The organism is Salinimicrobium terrae DSM 17865, from assembly GCF_000424665.1.
In the GTDB taxonomy this organism is placed as follows: domain Bacteria; phylum Bacteroidota; class Bacteroidia; order Flavobacteriales; family Flavobacteriaceae; genus Salinimicrobium; species Salinimicrobium terrae.
This window is the reverse complement of the sequence record NZ_AUKI01000017.1, coordinates 44,102-60,566: the sequence shown is the minus strand read 5'-3', so window position 1 is coordinate 60,566 and position 16,465 is coordinate 44,102. Positions and strand designations below refer to the sequence as shown.

General features: G+C 41.3%; 10 protein-coding genes. 9 read left to right on the top strand and 1 reads right to left on the bottom strand.

The features are described from left to right. The first annotated feature begins 72 nt into the window (after positions 1-72). The gene (locus H148_RS0107580) at positions 73-1,956 is read left to right on the top strand and encodes a cation:proton antiporter (protein WP_029034263.1); all 1,884 of its coding nucleotides are present in this window, start codon (positions 73-75) and stop codon (positions 1,954-1,956) included. A gap of 157 nt (positions 1,957-2,113) precedes the next feature. Here H148_RS0107580 and lepA read toward each other — a convergent pair whose 3' ends face one another. Beyond that, a complete protein-coding gene (gene lepA / locus H148_RS0107575) occupies positions 2,114-3,910 on the bottom strand; it encodes a translation elongation factor 4 (protein WP_029034262.1) in 1,797 nt (598 codons plus the stop codon). A gap of 295 nt (positions 3,911-4,205) precedes the next feature. Here lepA and H148_RS0107565 point away from each other — a divergent pair, with 295 nt between their 5' ends. From H148_RS0107565 to H148_RS0107530, 8 genes are all read left to right on the top strand, one after another. Beyond that, a complete protein-coding gene (locus H148_RS0107565) occupies positions 4,206-5,072 on the top strand; it encodes an ROK family protein (RefSeq protein ID WP_051286298.1) in 867 nt (288 codons plus the stop codon). 2 nt (positions 5,073-5,074) lie between these two features. Then, positions 5,075-6,343 (top strand): sugar MFS transporter, encoded by a 1,269-nt coding sequence (locus H148_RS0107560; protein WP_051286296.1) that lies wholly within the window; start codon positions 5,075-5,077, stop codon positions 6,341-6,343. Then, positions 6,340-7,104 (top strand): creatininase family protein, encoded by a 765-nt coding sequence (locus tag H148_RS0107555; protein ID WP_029034259.1) that lies wholly within the window; start codon positions 6,340-6,342, stop codon positions 7,102-7,104. The genes H148_RS0107560 and H148_RS0107555 overlap by 4 nt, the downstream gene beginning before the upstream one ends. A 43-nt stretch (positions 7,105-7,147) precedes the next feature. Further along, positions 7,148-8,749 (top strand): beta-N-acetylhexosaminidase, encoded by a 1,602-nt coding sequence (locus tag H148_RS17465; RefSeq protein WP_169578555.1) that lies wholly within the window; start codon positions 7,148-7,150, stop codon positions 8,747-8,749. 11 nt (positions 8,750-8,760) lie between these two features. Further along, on the top strand, positions 8,761-9,579 hold the full coding sequence (murQ, locus tag H148_RS0107545; RefSeq protein ID WP_029034258.1) for an N-acetylmuramic acid 6-phosphate etherase: 819 nt from the start codon (positions 8,761-8,763) through the stop codon (positions 9,577-9,579). A 168-nt stretch (positions 9,580-9,747) separates the two neighbouring features. Next, positions 9,748-12,960, top strand: a complete 3,213-nt coding sequence (locus tag H148_RS0107540; protein ID WP_029034257.1) for a SusC/RagA family TonB-linked outer membrane protein — start codon at positions 9,748-9,750, stop codon at positions 12,958-12,960. Positions 12,961-12,976: 16 nt separating this feature from the next. Further along, complete coding sequence (locus H148_RS0107535) at positions 12,977-14,719, top strand: RagB/SusD family nutrient uptake outer membrane protein (RefSeq protein WP_029034256.1); 1,743 nt, start codon at positions 12,977-12,979, stop codon at positions 14,717-14,719. Between the two features lie 111 nt (positions 14,720-14,830). Then, positions 14,831-16,462, top strand: a complete 1,632-nt coding sequence (locus H148_RS0107530; protein ID WP_037324821.1) for a glycoside hydrolase family 10-like protein — start codon at positions 14,831-14,833, stop codon at positions 16,460-16,462. Positions 16,463-16,465: the final 3 nt, after the last annotated feature.

Below are 16,465 nucleotides of genomic sequence, written 5' to 3'. Positions count from 1 at the left end.
CAGACAATTCTATAGAAGTTCTTCAGTTAACGCGTAAAAAGTTAACTTTGCGGCCAATTTAGGTTAAAAAACATGTTAGAACTTGCAGGTTTAGTAATTCTGGGGATACTGGCCCAATGGGTTGCCTGGAAAACCAAAACTCCGGCAATCCTACCACTTATACTAATTGGTCTTTTTGTAGGTCCTGTTTCTACGCTCTTGTCCGATGACGGAACAAAATGGCTGGAACCTATCTGGAATGGAGAAGAAGGAGTATTTCCCGGTGAAAGCCTGTTTTATTTTGTTTCCCTGGCTATTGCCATTATACTTTTTGAAGGAGGATTAACCCTTAGAAGGGGTGAGGTAGGAAATATAGGTCCCGTGATTGTCAAATTAATTAGCGTTGGGGTCGTAGTCACATTTTTTGGTGCAGGCCTTGCAGCTCATTTTATCTACGGCTTTTCCTGGCAGATCTCTTTCTTGTTCTCCTCCCTTATTATAGTCACAGGCCCTACCGTTATTGCACCCATTTTGCGTAATATTCCTCTCAAGACACATGTGTCCTCCATCCTAAAATGGGAAGGTATTTTAATAGATCCTATTGGTGCTCTTATCGCTGTATTGATGTATGAATTCATTCGTGTAGAAGGGGGACAGAACTTTACCATGACAGCTTTAACAGAATTTGGAAAAATTATCCTGTTCGGTTTTACATTTGGATTCACTTTCGCCCATATTCTGGCCTTGTTCATCAAGCGAAATTTTATTCCTCATTATTTGCTAAACGTTTTTACACTTGCGACGGTACTGGGAGTATTTGTGTTGGCAGAAACGTTTGCCCATGAGAGCGGACTCTTGGCAGTTGTCGTTATGGGAATGGTAATGGGAAATAAGGATCTTCCAAATATTAAAGAACTACTTTACTTTAAAGAATCTCTTAGTGTCCTACTCATCTCGATCCTTTTTATTCTTTTAGCTGCCAATATAGAAATTGAAGAGCTCATGCTTATTTTCAATTGGAAAGCTGTCCTGTTGTTTGCTGTCGTGATGTTTTTAGTGAGACCAATAGGTGTAGTCCTCAGTTCCCTTGGATCAAACCTTAAGTGGAATGAAATAGCCTTTATAAGCTGGGTTGGACCACGTGGGATAGTAGCGGCCGGTATCGCATCGCTTTTTGGTCTCAGACTTGCCCGCGAAGGGGTGCCCGGGGCAGAATATATCACTCCGCTGGTTTTTATGATGGTTCTACTTTCCGTTCTCCTTAATGCCACTACGGCCAGAATTTTTGCAAAAATGGTAGGTGTTTTTGTAAAGGATGCCGAGGGAATTCTAATTATCGGAGCATCCTCAGTTTCCCGACTTATCGCGAAATACTTACAGGACAATAAACGTCATGTGGTGCTTATGGATAATAACGGTGATAATGTGATGAAAGCAAAAGATCTCGGGCTGGATGCCATTGCAGGCAGTGTTTATGAAGATGATCTGTTTAATAATATTGAACTGAATGATGTGGGTTACCTAATGGCTATGACCGGAAATAGCGATATTAATAAAACTGCCATCAGGAAGTTTACCAGCCAATATGGTGAAAAAGGTTCTTTCAGGTTAATATCTTCCGATGAGATGAATGATCCTGAAACAAATCCTTCAGAAGGTTTATTCTCCCATACAGATGATTACATAAAATTATCTGAAGTGGCCAGGAGTTTTCCTACAATTCATGAGGTGGTACTCAACAGCAGGGCCCATTATGAAGGGTTACTGGAAATTTCCAAAACCGATCCTGATATTGTTCCTCTGTTCGTAAAGAAGGGTGCGGGCGAACTCATGATAATTCCTTCTCATAGTGCCGAAGTGGAAATTAATAGTGGATACCAGTTAGTTTATCTTGGTAAGAAGATCCAGAAGGAAGAGGAGGAAATGGAGGAGAATTATGAAGAAATGGTAGAAGATGCCAATCCTGAAGAGAAGTAGAAAAAGAGGCTGTCTCAAAGTTAAGTTCGTCATCCTGAACTTGTTTCAGGTTCTGTTGATTTCCGCACTCAGATCAATAAGATTCTGAAATAAATTCAGAATGACGGTTTAACAGCTTTTGAATAGCCTTTTCTATAGATTTTTACTCTTAATATTCTTAGTCGTTCAGCTTTAAAACAGCCATAAATGCTTCCTGCGGAATCTCTACGTTCCCAACCTGGCGCATTCTCTTTTTACCTTTCTTCTGCTTTTCAAGAAGTTTTCTTTTACGGGAAATATCTCCCCCATAACATTTGGCGGTAACATCTTTACGCAATGCTTTTACAGTTTCTCTGGCAATAATCTTAGCGCCGATTGCAGCCTGTATTGGAATATCGAATTGCTGTCTCGGGATCAATTCCTTCAGCTTCTCACACATTTTCTTCCCAATGTCGTACGCATTATCAACGTGCAAAAGGGCAGAAAGTGCATCCACTACATTTCCATTAAGCAGTACGTCAACTTTTACCAGTTTGGATTGGCGCATGCCAATAGGTGAGTAGTCGAAAGAAGCGTAGCCTCTTGATACTGTCTTGAGACGATCATAGAAATCAAAAACGATTTCAGCCAAAGGCATATCGAAACTTAACTCAACTCTTTCGGTAGTCAGATAGGTTTGATTAGTGATCTCTCCTCTTTTTTCGATACAAAGCGACATTACAGGGCCAACAAAATCTGCTTTTGTAATGATTGTGGCTTTAATATAAGGCTCCTCAACTCTTTCCAGGCTCGAAGGCTCCGGCAAGTCGGACGGATTGTTTACCAGGATTACATCTTCCTTGTTCTTGTGCGTGTATGCATGGTAAGAAACGTTAGGAACAGTAGTAATTACCGTCATATCAAATTCCCGCTCCAAACGCTCCTGAATGATCTCCAAATGCAGCATTCCGAGGAATCCACATCGGAAACCAAAACCAAGTGCCGCAGAACTTTCAGGAATAAAGACCAATGAGGCGTCGTTTAACTGCAGTTTTTCCATAGAAGACCGCAGATCCTCATAATCCTCGGTATCTACAGGATAAATTCCGGCGAAAACCATGGGTTTCACATCCTCGAAACCGGGAACTGCTTCAGTCGTAGGATTTTTTGCATCAGTAATGGTGTCCCCAACTTTAACTTCCTTGGCTTCTTTAATTCCGGTGATGAGGTAACCCACATCTCCGGTTTTAATCTCCTGCCTGGGGAACTGTTTCAGTCTTAAAGTTCCGACTTCATCGGCGTAATAATCTTTATCTGTAGCGACAAATTTAATATGTTGTCCCTTCTTGATCGAACCATTGATCACCCGGAAGTATGTCTCAACTCCACGGAAAGGATTGTAAACAGAATCGAAAATAAGTGCTCTAAGTGGTGCATCTACTTTTCCTTTTGGTGGTGGTACGCGTTCAATAATGGCCGCCAGGATCTCGTCGATTCCAAGCCCCGTCTTTGCACTGGCAGGAATAACATCTGATGCGTCACAGCCCAACAGATCTACAATATCATCTGTAACTTCTTCGGGATTTGCACTTGGCAAATCCACTTTATTAAGAACCGGGATGATCTCCAGGTCATTTTCCAAAGCCAGGTAAAGATTTGATATTGTCTGTGCCTGTATGCTTTGTGCTGCATCTACAACGAGTAATGCTCCTTCACAGGCAGCAATAGAACGGGAAACTTCGTAGGAGAAATCGACGTGCCCCGGGGTATCTATTAAGTTAAGAATATACTGCTCTCCCTTATAAGTGTAATCCATCTGGATCGCGTGACTTTTTATCGTGATCCCTCTTTCTCTTTCAAGATCCATACTGTCCAAAAGTTGCTCCTGCTTCTCGCGGTCTGTGACAGATCCTGTAGAATCCAACAGGCGGTCGGCCAGGGTACTTTTTCCGTGGTCAATATGGGCTATAATGCAAAAATTGCGAATGTTCTTCATGTGTCAAATTCAAATGTATTTTTCTTGGCAGAAAACCTTTCTGTTTAAAAGATACAAATATAGTTTTTTAAAAAGTTCAAAAGAAAATTTAATAAGAAAGCGCAAAGAGTCATGAATCAGAGCAAAAGCGATATTTTTGTTCATATCTTTTATTAAAAAATTATAAAAGTATTTGCATGTGACAAAAAAATGGAGCTACTTTGTGTGTCTTCCGTTCATAATTGAGGAAAAGTTAAGGAATTTGGGAGAATGGATGCGATAATTTACAACATTTTCAGCCAGTAAATATCCTTGTATGAACAAAATAGTAGTAGGTGTAGACATAGGAGGAACCAAAACGAGAATTGGTGTTATTCAGGATGCACGTGTTATTAATGAAGCTGAATTCCCCACCTCATCAACAGCTTCAAAACAACAGATTTTAGAAAATCTAACTCTTGAAATTGAAAAGATGGCTGGCAGTGACTTTTCTGGAATAGGAATCGGAGTACCAGGTCTCATAGATGAGGAGAATGGGGTCTTGTTCGACCTGCTCAATATTCCTGCTTTAAAGGAGGTTCATCTTAAAGACCACTTGGAGCGACATTTCCAAAAACCCGTTCGCATAACCAATGACGCAAACGTTTTTGCAGTTGGTGAAAAAATGTTTGGAGAGGGGAAACCGTTTAAAAATCTGGTAGGAGTTACCTTGGGGACCGGTTTTGGGTGCGGAGTAATTATCCACAACAAACTTTATTCCGGAGCATTTTCAAGTGCCGGGGAATTTGGAAACCTGGCTTATCTGGATAAGACTATTGAGGATTACTGCAGCGGTAAATTTTTTCAGCAGCACGGAATGACTGGTAGCACTGCCTTTGATAAAGCAAAAACAGGAAATGAAGTCGCCCTTAAGCTTTTTAAAGAGTATGGAGAACACTTAGGAAATGCGATCAAACTTATTGTAAATGTGCTTTCTCCACAGGCCATTCTTTTGGGTGGTTCAATTAGTGAGGCTTATCCATTTTTTGAAAAATCAATGCAAACTACAATGAAAAGTTTTCCTTTTAAGAAAGTGAGGGAACAACTGGTAATACAACCTTCAAACATTCCAAATATTGCCCTTTTAGGAGCTGCGGCTCTCATTTTGGCTGATCAACCTGAACCGGCAGGATTTAAACAATAAATATGGCAGAATCAACTATTACTTCAAATAATTCAGCCGTTAAAGATTCCGGCAACACCACACGTTCCATAATTATCATCGGAGTCTTATTCTTTATCTTTGGATTCGTTACCTGGCTTAATGCCCTCCTGATTCCTTACCTTAAGATTGCGTGTGAACTAACGACTTTCCAGTCCTATTTTGTAACCTTTGCTTTTTACATCGCCTATGTAGTTATGGCACCTATTTCTACCAGAACACTAAATCATTTCGGGTTCAAAAAAGGAATGTCAGTCGCTTTGGGGGTAATGGCTGTTGGAGCCTTCCTATTCATTCCTGCGGCGATGAATCGCACTTATTTGATCTTTCTTTTAGGATTATTTGTTATGGGAGGTGGATTGGCCATTCTTCAAACTGCTGTAAATCCTTATGTGACTATAGTGGGACCGGCAGAGAGTGCTGCAAAAAGAATAAGCATCATGGGAATTTGCAATAAACTTGCAGGTGCGGCGGCTCCCATCATCATAGGATTCTTTTTACAATTAGACAAAGCTGAGGAACTTGTTGGAACCACCAATGAATCGGCTTTGGATGAAATGGCTCTTAGGGTAATTCCTCCTTATATAGGAATTATTGTAGTGCTACTTCTTTTGGCTCTTTGGGTGTATAAATCAAGTCTTCCCGAAGTGGAGGCAGAAGACGAAGTCGAGGGCAATGCTGTTCAAAAGACGACTAAAAAGGTTTCAGATTATCCACACGCCATATTAGGTGTTGTTACTCTTTTTATATATGTGGGAGTGGAAGTAATTTCTGTCGATACTATTATTGATTATGGAATTTTTCAGGGATTCGATTTTGAGACAGCTAAAGGTTTCACCACCGGTACAATGGTAGCAATGATAGTAGGTTATTTAATAGGTATCGTGGCTATTCCGAAGTATATCAAGCAGGAAAATGCTTTAAAAGTATGTGCAATTTTGGGAGTGTTATTTACACTGGGGGCTATATTTACTTCAGACTTTCTATCTGTAGCTTTTATCGCACTATTAGGATTGGCTAACTCCCTAATGTGGCCTGCAATTTGGCCTTTAGCCCTGGCAGATGTAGGGAAGCTTACAAAGGCCGTTTCCTCTTTGCTGGTAATGGGAATTGCTGGAGGAGCTATTATCCCCCTTGCTTACGGAGGCCTGGCAGAGATCCTGGATAAGCAGGATGCATACTTGGTAGCCATTCCCCTTTATTTGTTCATTCTTTACTACGCCGTCGCAGGACATAAAATAAGAAAGACATGAGACCTTATGTTCTAGCTGAATCTAACTGGAAAACAATAAAAGAACAAAAAACTGAAGTAGCGGTACTCACCTGGGGTGCCACAGAGGCTCATAATTACCATCTACCTTACGCTACAGATAATTATCAGATTGAAGCCATAGCAGCAGAAGCTGCTAAAAAAGCCTGGAATGCCGGCGCAAAAGTGCTGGTACTTCCCAATATTCCTTTTGGAGTTAATACCGGTCAGGCAGATGTCGATTTGTGCATAAATCTTTATCCTACCACGCAACTGGCCATCCTGAATGATATTGTGGAGGTTCTAAACCGCCAGGGAATTCATAAACTTCTTTTACTGAATGGTCACGGCGGAAATAATTTTAAGGCACTCCTGAGAGAAGTGGGAGCAAGGTATCCAAAAATGCTTCTTATAACCACAAATTTTTTTCAAGCAGTAGACCGGAAACAGTACTTTGAAGAAGCAGGCGATCATGCAGATGAGATGGAGACCAGCCTCATGCTGCATCTAATACCAGATCTTGTGCTTCCACTGGAAGAAGCAGGAAATGGGGAAGAGAAAAAGTCCCGACTCACTGCAATAAAAGAAGGCTGGGCCTGGTCCGAACGTAAGTGGCATATGGTTTCGGCAGATACCGGTATTGGAAATCCAAAAAAAGCGTCCGAAGAAAAAGGGAAGAAATTTTTTGAGGCAGTTACCCGTCAAGTGGCAAATTTACTTTTAGATATGGATAAAATTGAGAATATAGATCGTTATGGGAATTAAATTTTTTCCCGCCCCCTCCATCACGTCAAATAAAAATATCATCATGAAATACATTTTTAAAGGCTTTAGTTTCATACTTCTTGCCATAGTCGTCTTGTCCTGTGGGGGAACAGAAATTATTGAAACCCCACAACCTGTTGCTCTTGCTGAAGAGCCCGCTTTAATCCCTCTTCCTGCACAGGTGACCTGGAAAAATGGAGTGTACGTTATTCCTTCACAAAATACGATTTGTTACCAGGGAGAAGGATTGGAAGCCTCTCAATGGTTGAACGAACTGCTATCAAAAGCCGGCTTTGCAGTTTCTACTCAGAATTTTGGAAACTGCGGAAACTGGAAAATAGAACAAGATGCCTCATTAGCAAATGCTTTAGGTGAAGAAGGATATCAATTAGATATAACAGCTGAAGGAGTTCACCTTAAAGCTGCTTCAAAAGCCGGGCTTTTCTACGGTATCCAAACGCTTAGGCAAATGTTTCCCGCTGCAATTGAAAATGAGAAACTAAATGGACAAATTGTGCTAAGGCAGACCAGTATAATTGATCAACCGGAGTTTTCCTGGAGAGGAACGATGGTAGATGTCGCCCGAAGCTTTTTTGGTCTGGACTACCTGAAACGCCATGTGGACCGGATGGCTCTTTATAAAATGAACCGTCTGCATTTACATCTTACCGATGACCAGGGCTGGAGAATAGAGATCAAGGATTGGCCTAAGCTAACAGAAATAGGTTCTAAAGGTTCTGTGAGAAGAGGAAGATCTGGATTCCTGACACAAGAAGAATATAAGGAACTGCAGGACTATGCACTGGCAAGAAACATTATAGTTATTCCGGAAATAGATATGCCGGGCCATATTTATGCGGCTTTGGCCTCATATCCTGAATTGAACTGTGAAGAATATTCCAATCTCACTCCAAAACGTGCAACCCCACCAGAAATGTTTCAGGATTACAATGTTGGCTGGAGTAAATTTTGCCTGGAAAATCCAGAAATTTATCAATTTGTTTCAGATGTGATAGGGGAGATGGCAGAGATCACAAAGGGTCCGTGGATACATATTGGTGGAGATGAAATAGAAGATCCAAGGTATAAGGAATTTGTGGTTAAGGCAGATTCTATAGTCCAAACTTATGGAAAAACCACTATTGGTTGGGAAGAAGTGACCAAAGCGAAAGTAAGTTCTAATCTTATCAGTCAGGTTTGGAGAGGAACTGTGGAAAGTGTTGTGAAAGAACTTAAGGTGATCCACTCCTTATGTTCTCAATTCTATTTTGACCATGCAAATGTACCGGGACAGGAGAACACTAATAATTGGTGCAAAAAGGATGGAGTAAGCCTTGAAGACAATTATAGTTTTATAAATGATAATCCTAATGTAATTGGGGTTGAGGCTCCGGTTTGGAGTGAATTCGTGCTAAGCGATGAAATGATGGATAACCGCTTTTGGCCCCGTGCCATGGCAGCTGCCGAAGTAGGTTGGACGCCAGGAGAAAAAAGAAATTTTGAATCCTTTAAACAAAGACTAGGAAAACACGGTGACCGCTTAAGAGCATTGGATATTAACTTCTTCAGAACTCCGGGTATAGACTGGGGTCCCGAAAAGACCATCCCGGGAGTCTTTTCCAGTTTCAGACCTTCATCAGAATAATATAAATAGTCATGGAAAATAAATCAACTACCGAGAGTGCTTCTAATTACGATCATCTCGAGAAGATGAGCAGCCTTGAGTTGCTCAACAATATTAATAAGGAAGACCAAACTGTACCATTTGCAGTGGATAAGGAGATTCATTCCATTAAAAAACTTGTGGATGTGGTGGTTTCCAGGATGCAGGAAGGAGGGAGACTTTTTTATATTGGAGCAGGAACCAGTGGCAGGTTGGGAGTTCTTGATGCTTCTGAATGTCCGCCAACCTTTGGGGTGTCCGAAGATTGGGTAATAGGTTTAATTGCAGGTGGTGACAATGCTTTAAGACATGCGGTGGAAAATGCCGAAGATGACCTTGAGCAGGGCTGGAAAGATCTGGATAAATTTCATATTAGCGATAAGGATGTGCTTGTAGGAATAGCCGCTTCGGGAACTACTCCTTATGTAATAGGAGGAGTAAAAAAAGCCAGGGAAATGGGAATAGCTACTGGTTGTATTACCTGTAACAAAAATAGTCCATTGGCCGCGGAAGTGGAATACCCCATTGAAGTCGTGGTGGGACCGGAATTTGTCACCGGCAGCACCAGGATGAAATCTGGAACTGCTCAAAAGCTTGTTCTTAATATGATCTCGACTGCAAGTATGATCAGGATGGGTAGGGTAAAAGGTAATAAGATGGTGGATATGCAGCTTTCTAATAAGAAACTGGTTCATAGAGGAATTAAAATGATTATGGAGGAACTTGACATCAATGAAGATGAAGCCAGGAGGTTGCTTGAGGAGTACCGCAGTGTTAGGAAAGTTTTAAAATTTTCCCGAAGTAGGGAGTAAGTTTGAAGCTACTTTTTATAAACTTATATGAAAATTTTATAAAAGTCTTTCAAATAATACTGAGAAATTTTAATAAAGTTTTTTATATTTAGAATAAATTGCATTATCTTGCTACCACTTATTTTATAATCAGATCAAAAATTGACCTAATTAATCAAATTTATAATTATGAGAAGATTACAGCTACTTCTTGTCCTTCTGTTTCTGGGTATCGTGTCGCAAACGTTTGCGCAGGATCGCGAAGTAACCGGACGAGTAATTGATGAAAAAAGAATGCCAATTCCTGGTGCTTCGGTATACGTCAAAAACACTTCAATTGGTACAACAACAGATTTTGACGGAGAGTTCAGCCTTACAGTCGCAGAAGAAAATGCTACTTTGGTTATTTCTTATGTAGGTTTTCTGGAAAAAGAAATCATTATTGATAATCAGGATTTTCAAGAAATCATTCTTTCTCCTAATGTAGAAAGACTTGATGAGGTTGTTGTTGTTGGTTATGGAAGTCAAAAACGTGCAAACCTGACGGGAGCAGTATCCACGATTGATACTGAAATTTTGGAAGCTCGTCCAATTACAGATGTTGCAAGTGGACTTCAGGGAACGACGCCAGGATTAACGATTACCTCACCCAGTGGACGAATTGGAACTTCTCCATCGATAAAATTGAGAGGAAATATTGGTACACTAGGTACCGGTGGGGGGGCAGAACCGCTAATTCTTGTTGATAACGTGGAGATAGATAACCTTAATATGGTTAATCCTCAAGACATAGAATCAATTTCGGTTTTGAAGGATGCGGCATCAACTTCCATTTATGGATCAAGAGCCGCTTGGGGGGTTGTTCTTATTACTACAAAGAAAGGAGTTAGAAATACAAATCCCGTAGTTGCCTATTCGAACAACTTTTCATGGGCTACTCCTACAGAGACGCCAGAGCTTGCGCCGGCTGCAGAAGGTGCCGAAATGTCTTTGGCTGCTGTGAGAAGAAGAATACCAGGCCTTCCTTCATACGGTATTGTGGGAATGTATTTTGACGATTTGGCCATTGAGAAAATGCGCGAATGGGAAGAACTTTATGGAGATCAGGATTTAGGACCAGAAATGGTATTGGGAAGGGATTTCGAAATTAGAGATGGCCGCCTCTTCTTTTACAGACCATGGGATGCTCAGGAATTATTTGTTAGAGAATGGACACCACAAGTAAAGCATGATCTGTCAGTTTCTGGTGGAAGTGAGAATACTAATTATTATCTTGGTCTTGGTTATCTAGGTCAGGAAGGTGTGTTGGCGGCAAACCCTGATCAATATGACAGGTATAACCTCAACTTGAATGTTAGTTCAAATATAACTGATTGGTTTGAGGCCCGTGCGAATCTTCTATACTCCGATACTTACCGGACATACCCCATTGATGCAAACAGGACCTATGATGCCTGGTACTATACTACTCGTTGGCCCAGAACTTACCCTTATGGAACGTATGAAGGCCATCCTTTTAGAAATCATATTTCTGAAGTAGCTCAGGGTACTATGACAGAAGAGTCAAGTGCTCTTGCTCGACTGGGACTGGGCGCCACTCTAACACCTTTAGAAGGTTTGGAAGTAAATTTTGATTATACGCATGACAAGATGAATGAACATATTCATGAGGTGGGTGGAACTTATTACGCCTACAACTTCTGGGCAACCGGACCAGATCTTGAGTATGGCCCCTACAGTAGTGCATCTTATGACCGGGTGCAGTATAGTTCGGCATGGAGTCTCCGTAATACTGCCAAAGTTTTTGCTACATATGAAAATGAAATAGGAGACCACTCTATTAAAGTAATGGCCGGTGGAGATATGGTAGATTATGAGTACTGGTACCACAGCTCACAGAAAAGGGAGTTAATGGATCCATCAATGGGAGAAATTGACTTGGCTACAGGAGATATGTTTGTCAATGGGGCACGGGATCAATGGGCAACATTAGGAGTCTTTGGTAGAATTAATTACGCTTACCTGGAAAAATTCCTTTTTGAGTTGAATGGCCGTTACGACGGTTCATCGAAATTATCGGCGACGGATCGTTGGGCATTTTTTCCATCAGGATCTGTAGGGTATATTCTTACAGAAGAAAACTATATGGAATTTGCAAATCCTACCCTTTCATTCTTGAAATTGAGAGCCTCTTACGGATCAATTGGAAACCAGAACTCCTATATGAGTAATATCTATAGAATTATGAGTTCATACGGCTCCAACTGGTTAATAGGGGGTCAGGAAATGGTCACCGCAGGTACTCCAGGAGCTTTACCAGCAGATCTCACATGGGAAACCGTTACAACGCTGGATTTTGGTGTGGATGCCCGATTCTTTAGCGATAAGTTGTCTTTCACCTTTGACTGGTACGAAAGAACTGTGAGTGACATGCACACTGCCGGTGTCACTCTCCCGAGCACTTTTGGAACCGGGTCGCCAGTTAGGAACTTTGGAGAGTTAACTACAACAGGGTGGGAATCGGCCCTTTCTTATAGGCATCTTTTTGACAATGGGTTAAATATTACCTTTGGAGCAACTCTTTCAGATTTCACAGAAGAAATAACAAAATTTGCTAACACAACAATGGGTATCAATTCATTTTATGAAGGTAAGGAGCTCGGGGAAATCTGGGGATATGAAACTGTCGGATTCTTTTCTGAAGATGACTTTAATCCAGATGGTACTCTTGTAGAAGGAATTCCTTCCCAGGCGCTTTATGAGAATAGTTGGTTTGTATACGGCCCCGGAGATATTCGATATGCTGATCTTGATGGAGATGGAGTAATAACTTATGGTGCAAATACCGTTGATGATCATGGGGACCTAAGAGTCATAGGAAATACCACGCCAAGGTATCAATATAGCTTTACACTTGGTGCTGACTGGAAAGGGTTCGACTTAAGCGCATTTATGCAAGGTGTTGGGAAAAGGGACATGTGGGCAAATGGACCCGTAGTCATTCCGGGATACAGATATGCTGAGGGTTGGTACGCACATCAACTCGATTACTGGACACCCGAAAACACTAATGCTTTTTATCCACGTCCAACAGACCAGTCTCAGTCCAATCAGATTAGGAACTTTATGCCCCAGACGAAGTATCTACTAGATATGTCATATCTAAGGATGAAAAATATAACTTTTGGATATTCGTTATCAGAAAATGTTATCGACCGTCTAGGATTTAATAAATTCAGAATATATTTTAGTGGGGAAAACCTATTCGAATTCACAAACTTACATGTTCCTGTAGATCCTGAAATTGATTTAACCCCTTCTGGAAGGAACGATCCTAACACTTTTGGAAGGGTGTATCCTTTTAGACGATCACTTTCTGTTGGACTGCAGGTTTCTTTATAATATAAAAAAATAGAATATGAAAACTTCAAAATTATTAACAATTGTTTTTCTGTCTCTTTGGTTGACAGGTTGTGAGAAAGATTTTCTTGAAACGCCTCCGTTAGATCGATTTACAGATGAAACTTACTGGACTTCCGAAGAGAATGTAGAAACTTTTTCTTATGGGTTCTATCCTGCGTACTTCGTAGGTTATGGATCAGGTTACTCATGGGGCGATTATTTCTCGGGAGAATCCTTCAATGACGACTTTGCACCAACTGCACCACCACTTTTCCTTAAAAATGTACCAGTTTCGGGAGGTGGATGGTCTTTCGCCTGGGTGAGAAAAGCGAATATCTTCATTGACAGAGTACAAGATGTCCCAATGCCAGAGGAAGCTGTTGAGCATTGGACTGGCGTAGGAAGATTTTTCCGTGGGCTGGAGTATTTTGATCTGGTAAAACAATTTGGTGATGTGCCATGGTATGGTGCTGAATTGACTGAAAATGATAACGAAATGCTCTATAAAAAACGCGATGAGAGAACTTTTGTTATGGATAAGGTTTTAGAGGATTTTCAATATGCCGCTGAGAATGTTAGGGAAAATGTCGCCAATGAGCAACAAATGGTCGATCGTAGTGTTGTCCTTGCATATATGTCCCGCATATTTTTATTCGAAGGTACCTGGCAAAAATATCACGCTCAGAATCCTGAAAAAGCAAGAGAGTATCTTGAAGCTGCAAAATGGGCTGCTAAAGAAGTTATCCAATCCGGGGAATTTTCTTTAGGTAACTATCGGGATGTATTTAGCTCTTTAAGTCTTGCAGGAAATCCTGAAGTTATTTTATTCCGTGAATATGAACCGGGAATGCTTACTCATTCTTTAAATAGTTATGTGAATAAAGAACCTCAAACAGGAATGTCAAAAGAAGCCGTTGAAGCTTATTTGACAGCACAAGGTCTTCCAATTGATCCGGCCACTTATGACGATCATGGGATCGAGGCTGTGATGGCAGCGCGGGATCCACGTTTATACCAAACTGTGGTTCCCTATGAATTAAGATTGGACGGAGTATCATCGAATTATTCTACAACGGGATATGCAATTCATAAGTTCTTAAATGAGGAAATCGCAGATGAACCTATTGGTAGCTCTAATCTTAACCCTACTGATGCACCTATTATTAGATATGGAGAAGTCCTGTTGAATTACATTGAAGCCGTTGCAGAATTGGCTACTTTGGGGGGACCTGAGGTCACCCAGGAAGATCTTGACATATCAGTCAACGTCCTGAGATCCCGTCCTGGAATAGATCTGCCACACTTGCAAATTATTGGTGGTCAACCTGCTGTTGATGGAGTCGTTTATGATGATCCTGAAAGAGATCCAAGTGTTCCATCTTTTATTTGGGAAGTAAGGAGAGAAAGAAGAATCGAATTGATGATGGAAGGCTTCAGGTATGATGATTTGAGAAGATGGTCTCAATTTGAGGATCTTGACACAACAGATGGTTTTGAAAATGCTACTGAAATAAATATGGGAGCATGGATAGATAAAACCGATTATCCTGACGCCGACTTGAGTGCGGTGCAATTAGCAGACGAAAATGGAATCTACTTACCGGCAGATGCGACTCAAGGTTATATTGTTCCAGCTGCGGCAGAAGAGTTGCAGCGAGAATTTACAGATCCAAGAGTATATCTTGCACCAATCCCACTTGATCAAATAAAACTTTATGAAGATCAAGGGGTAGATTTAGAACAAAATCCGGGCTGGTAAATTTTCCCAGATCCGTGGAAAGTAAAGTTAGCCCCCTTTGGTGAAAGCCTTGGGGGCAATTTTTTATATTTTTTTTGTGTCGCTTATTCTTATCCCATACACCTCATAAAAATGACATTTTTTCGCACCCCTTGTTTTATACTTTTGTGTTTCCTCCTCTTGTTATTAGGCTGTAAAACCCAACAGAACACTACCACTCCCTCGAGTGAACCTGCCGAAGATAGCCAAGCGCCTGCTGTGTCTGAAGAGCCTGCTGAACTTCAAACAACCCCTGTTCCTCCCATTGAAGAGGAGGCAATTGTCCAGGATGTTATTGAAGAACCTGCAGATCACCCCCAGGCCAATAGAGAATTCCGGGCGGCGTGGGTTGCCAGTGTGGCAAATATTAACTGGCCAAGCAAACCAGGGTTGAGTTCCAAAGAACAACAACAGGAAGCCATAGCCCTGCTGGACCTTTTAAAGAAACATAACTTTAATGCGGTAATCCTGCAAATTCGTCCGCAAACGGACGCTCTTTATGAGAGCAAGCTGGAGCCGTGGTCTTATTTCCTCACCGGCGAACAGGGAAAAGCACCAGATCCTTTTTATGATCCCTTGCACTTTTGGATCGAAGCTGCTCATGATCGTGGCCTTGAACTGCATGCCTGGTTTAATCCTTATAGGGCACACCATACTTCGGGAAAAAACATTAGCGAACAATCCATCATCAAAACAAATCCTGAACTTGTGGTGAAATTAAAAGATGGACACTATTGGATGGATCCCTCACAAAAGGGCACACAAGATCATTCCACAGCTGTGGTAATGGATGTTGTAGAGCGTTACGATATTGACGGCATCCATTTTGATGATTACTTTTATCCTTATGACTCTTACCACGGCGGCGATTTTCCCGATGACATAAGTTGGAAAGCCTACCAGACCGGGGGAGGGGAACTTAGCCGTGGTGATTGGCGCAGGGAAAGTGTGAACAGCTTTATTGAGAATTTGTATGAAGAAATTAAAGCTAAAAAGCCACATGTGAAGTTTGGGTTGAGCCCATTCGGAATCTGGAGGCCTGGCTATCCCAAATCTATTGCTGGATACGATCAATACGATAAACTTTATGCAGATGCAAAGCTTTGGTTGAATGAAGGCTGGATAGATTATTACACCCCACAGCTTTATTGGAAAATAAATCAAATTCCACAGAGTTTCCCGGTTCTTTTGGGATGGTGGTCTGAACAAAACCTTAAAAAAAGGCATTTATGGCCGGGAATAAATGCTGCTTTGGGCGAGGATGAAGTAATAAATCAAATTATGATCACACGGGGAATGTTGCCAAAAAGCCCCGGTGTGGTGCATTGGAGCATTGCCCCGATGGTGAAGAGCAAGGAACTTGCTACTGCAATCCTTGAGGGACCTTATAAAAAACCGGCTCTGGTTCCCGCCAGTCCATGGCTTGACAATAAAGCTCCTGAAAGTCCAGTAGCTGTGCCCATGGTAGATGGGCAGTCTGTAAAGCTCACATGGATAGCGCCGGCAAATGCAGAAGACGGGTTCAGGTATGTAGTGTATTTTCGATATGGAGAAATTTGGGACTATAAGATTTTTGATCGAAACACTATAGAAACTAAATTCAGTCGTTTTGTAGAAAGGAAGAATGGAGACAAAGTATATTTAAAAGCTCTTGCAGTGACCACAGTAGATAGGACAGGGAATGAAAGTGGTTTTAAAGAGATCCTAATAGACAGCAAATTATAATTT

Coding starts and splice junctions, on each gene's coding strand:
- H148_RS0107580 (WP_029034263.1), top strand. CDS start 73: ATGTTAGAACTTGCAGGTTTAGTAATTCTGGGGATACTGGCCCAATGG.
- lepA (WP_029034262.1), bottom strand. CDS start 3,910: ATGAAGAACATTCGCAATTTTTGCATTATAGCCCATATTGACCACGGA.
- H148_RS0107565 (WP_051286298.1), top strand. CDS start 4,206: ATGAACAAAATAGTAGTAGGTGTAGACATAGGAGGAACCAAAACGAGA.
- H148_RS0107560 (WP_051286296.1), top strand. CDS start 5,075: ATGGCAGAATCAACTATTACTTCAAATAATTCAGCCGTTAAAGATTCC.
- H148_RS0107555 (WP_029034259.1), top strand. CDS start 6,340: ATGAGACCTTATGTTCTAGCTGAATCTAACTGGAAAACAATAAAAGAA.
- H148_RS17465 (WP_169578555.1), top strand. CDS start 7,148: ATGAAATACATTTTTAAAGGCTTTAGTTTCATACTTCTTGCCATAGTC.
- murQ (WP_029034258.1), top strand. CDS start 8,761: ATGGAAAATAAATCAACTACCGAGAGTGCTTCTAATTACGATCATCTC.
- H148_RS0107540 (WP_029034257.1), top strand. CDS start 9,748: ATGAGAAGATTACAGCTACTTCTTGTCCTTCTGTTTCTGGGTATCGTG.
- H148_RS0107535 (WP_029034256.1), top strand. CDS start 12,977: ATGAAAACTTCAAAATTATTAACAATTGTTTTTCTGTCTCTTTGGTTG.
- H148_RS0107530 (WP_037324821.1), top strand. CDS start 14,831: ATGACATTTTTTCGCACCCCTTGTTTTATACTTTTGTGTTTCCTCCTC.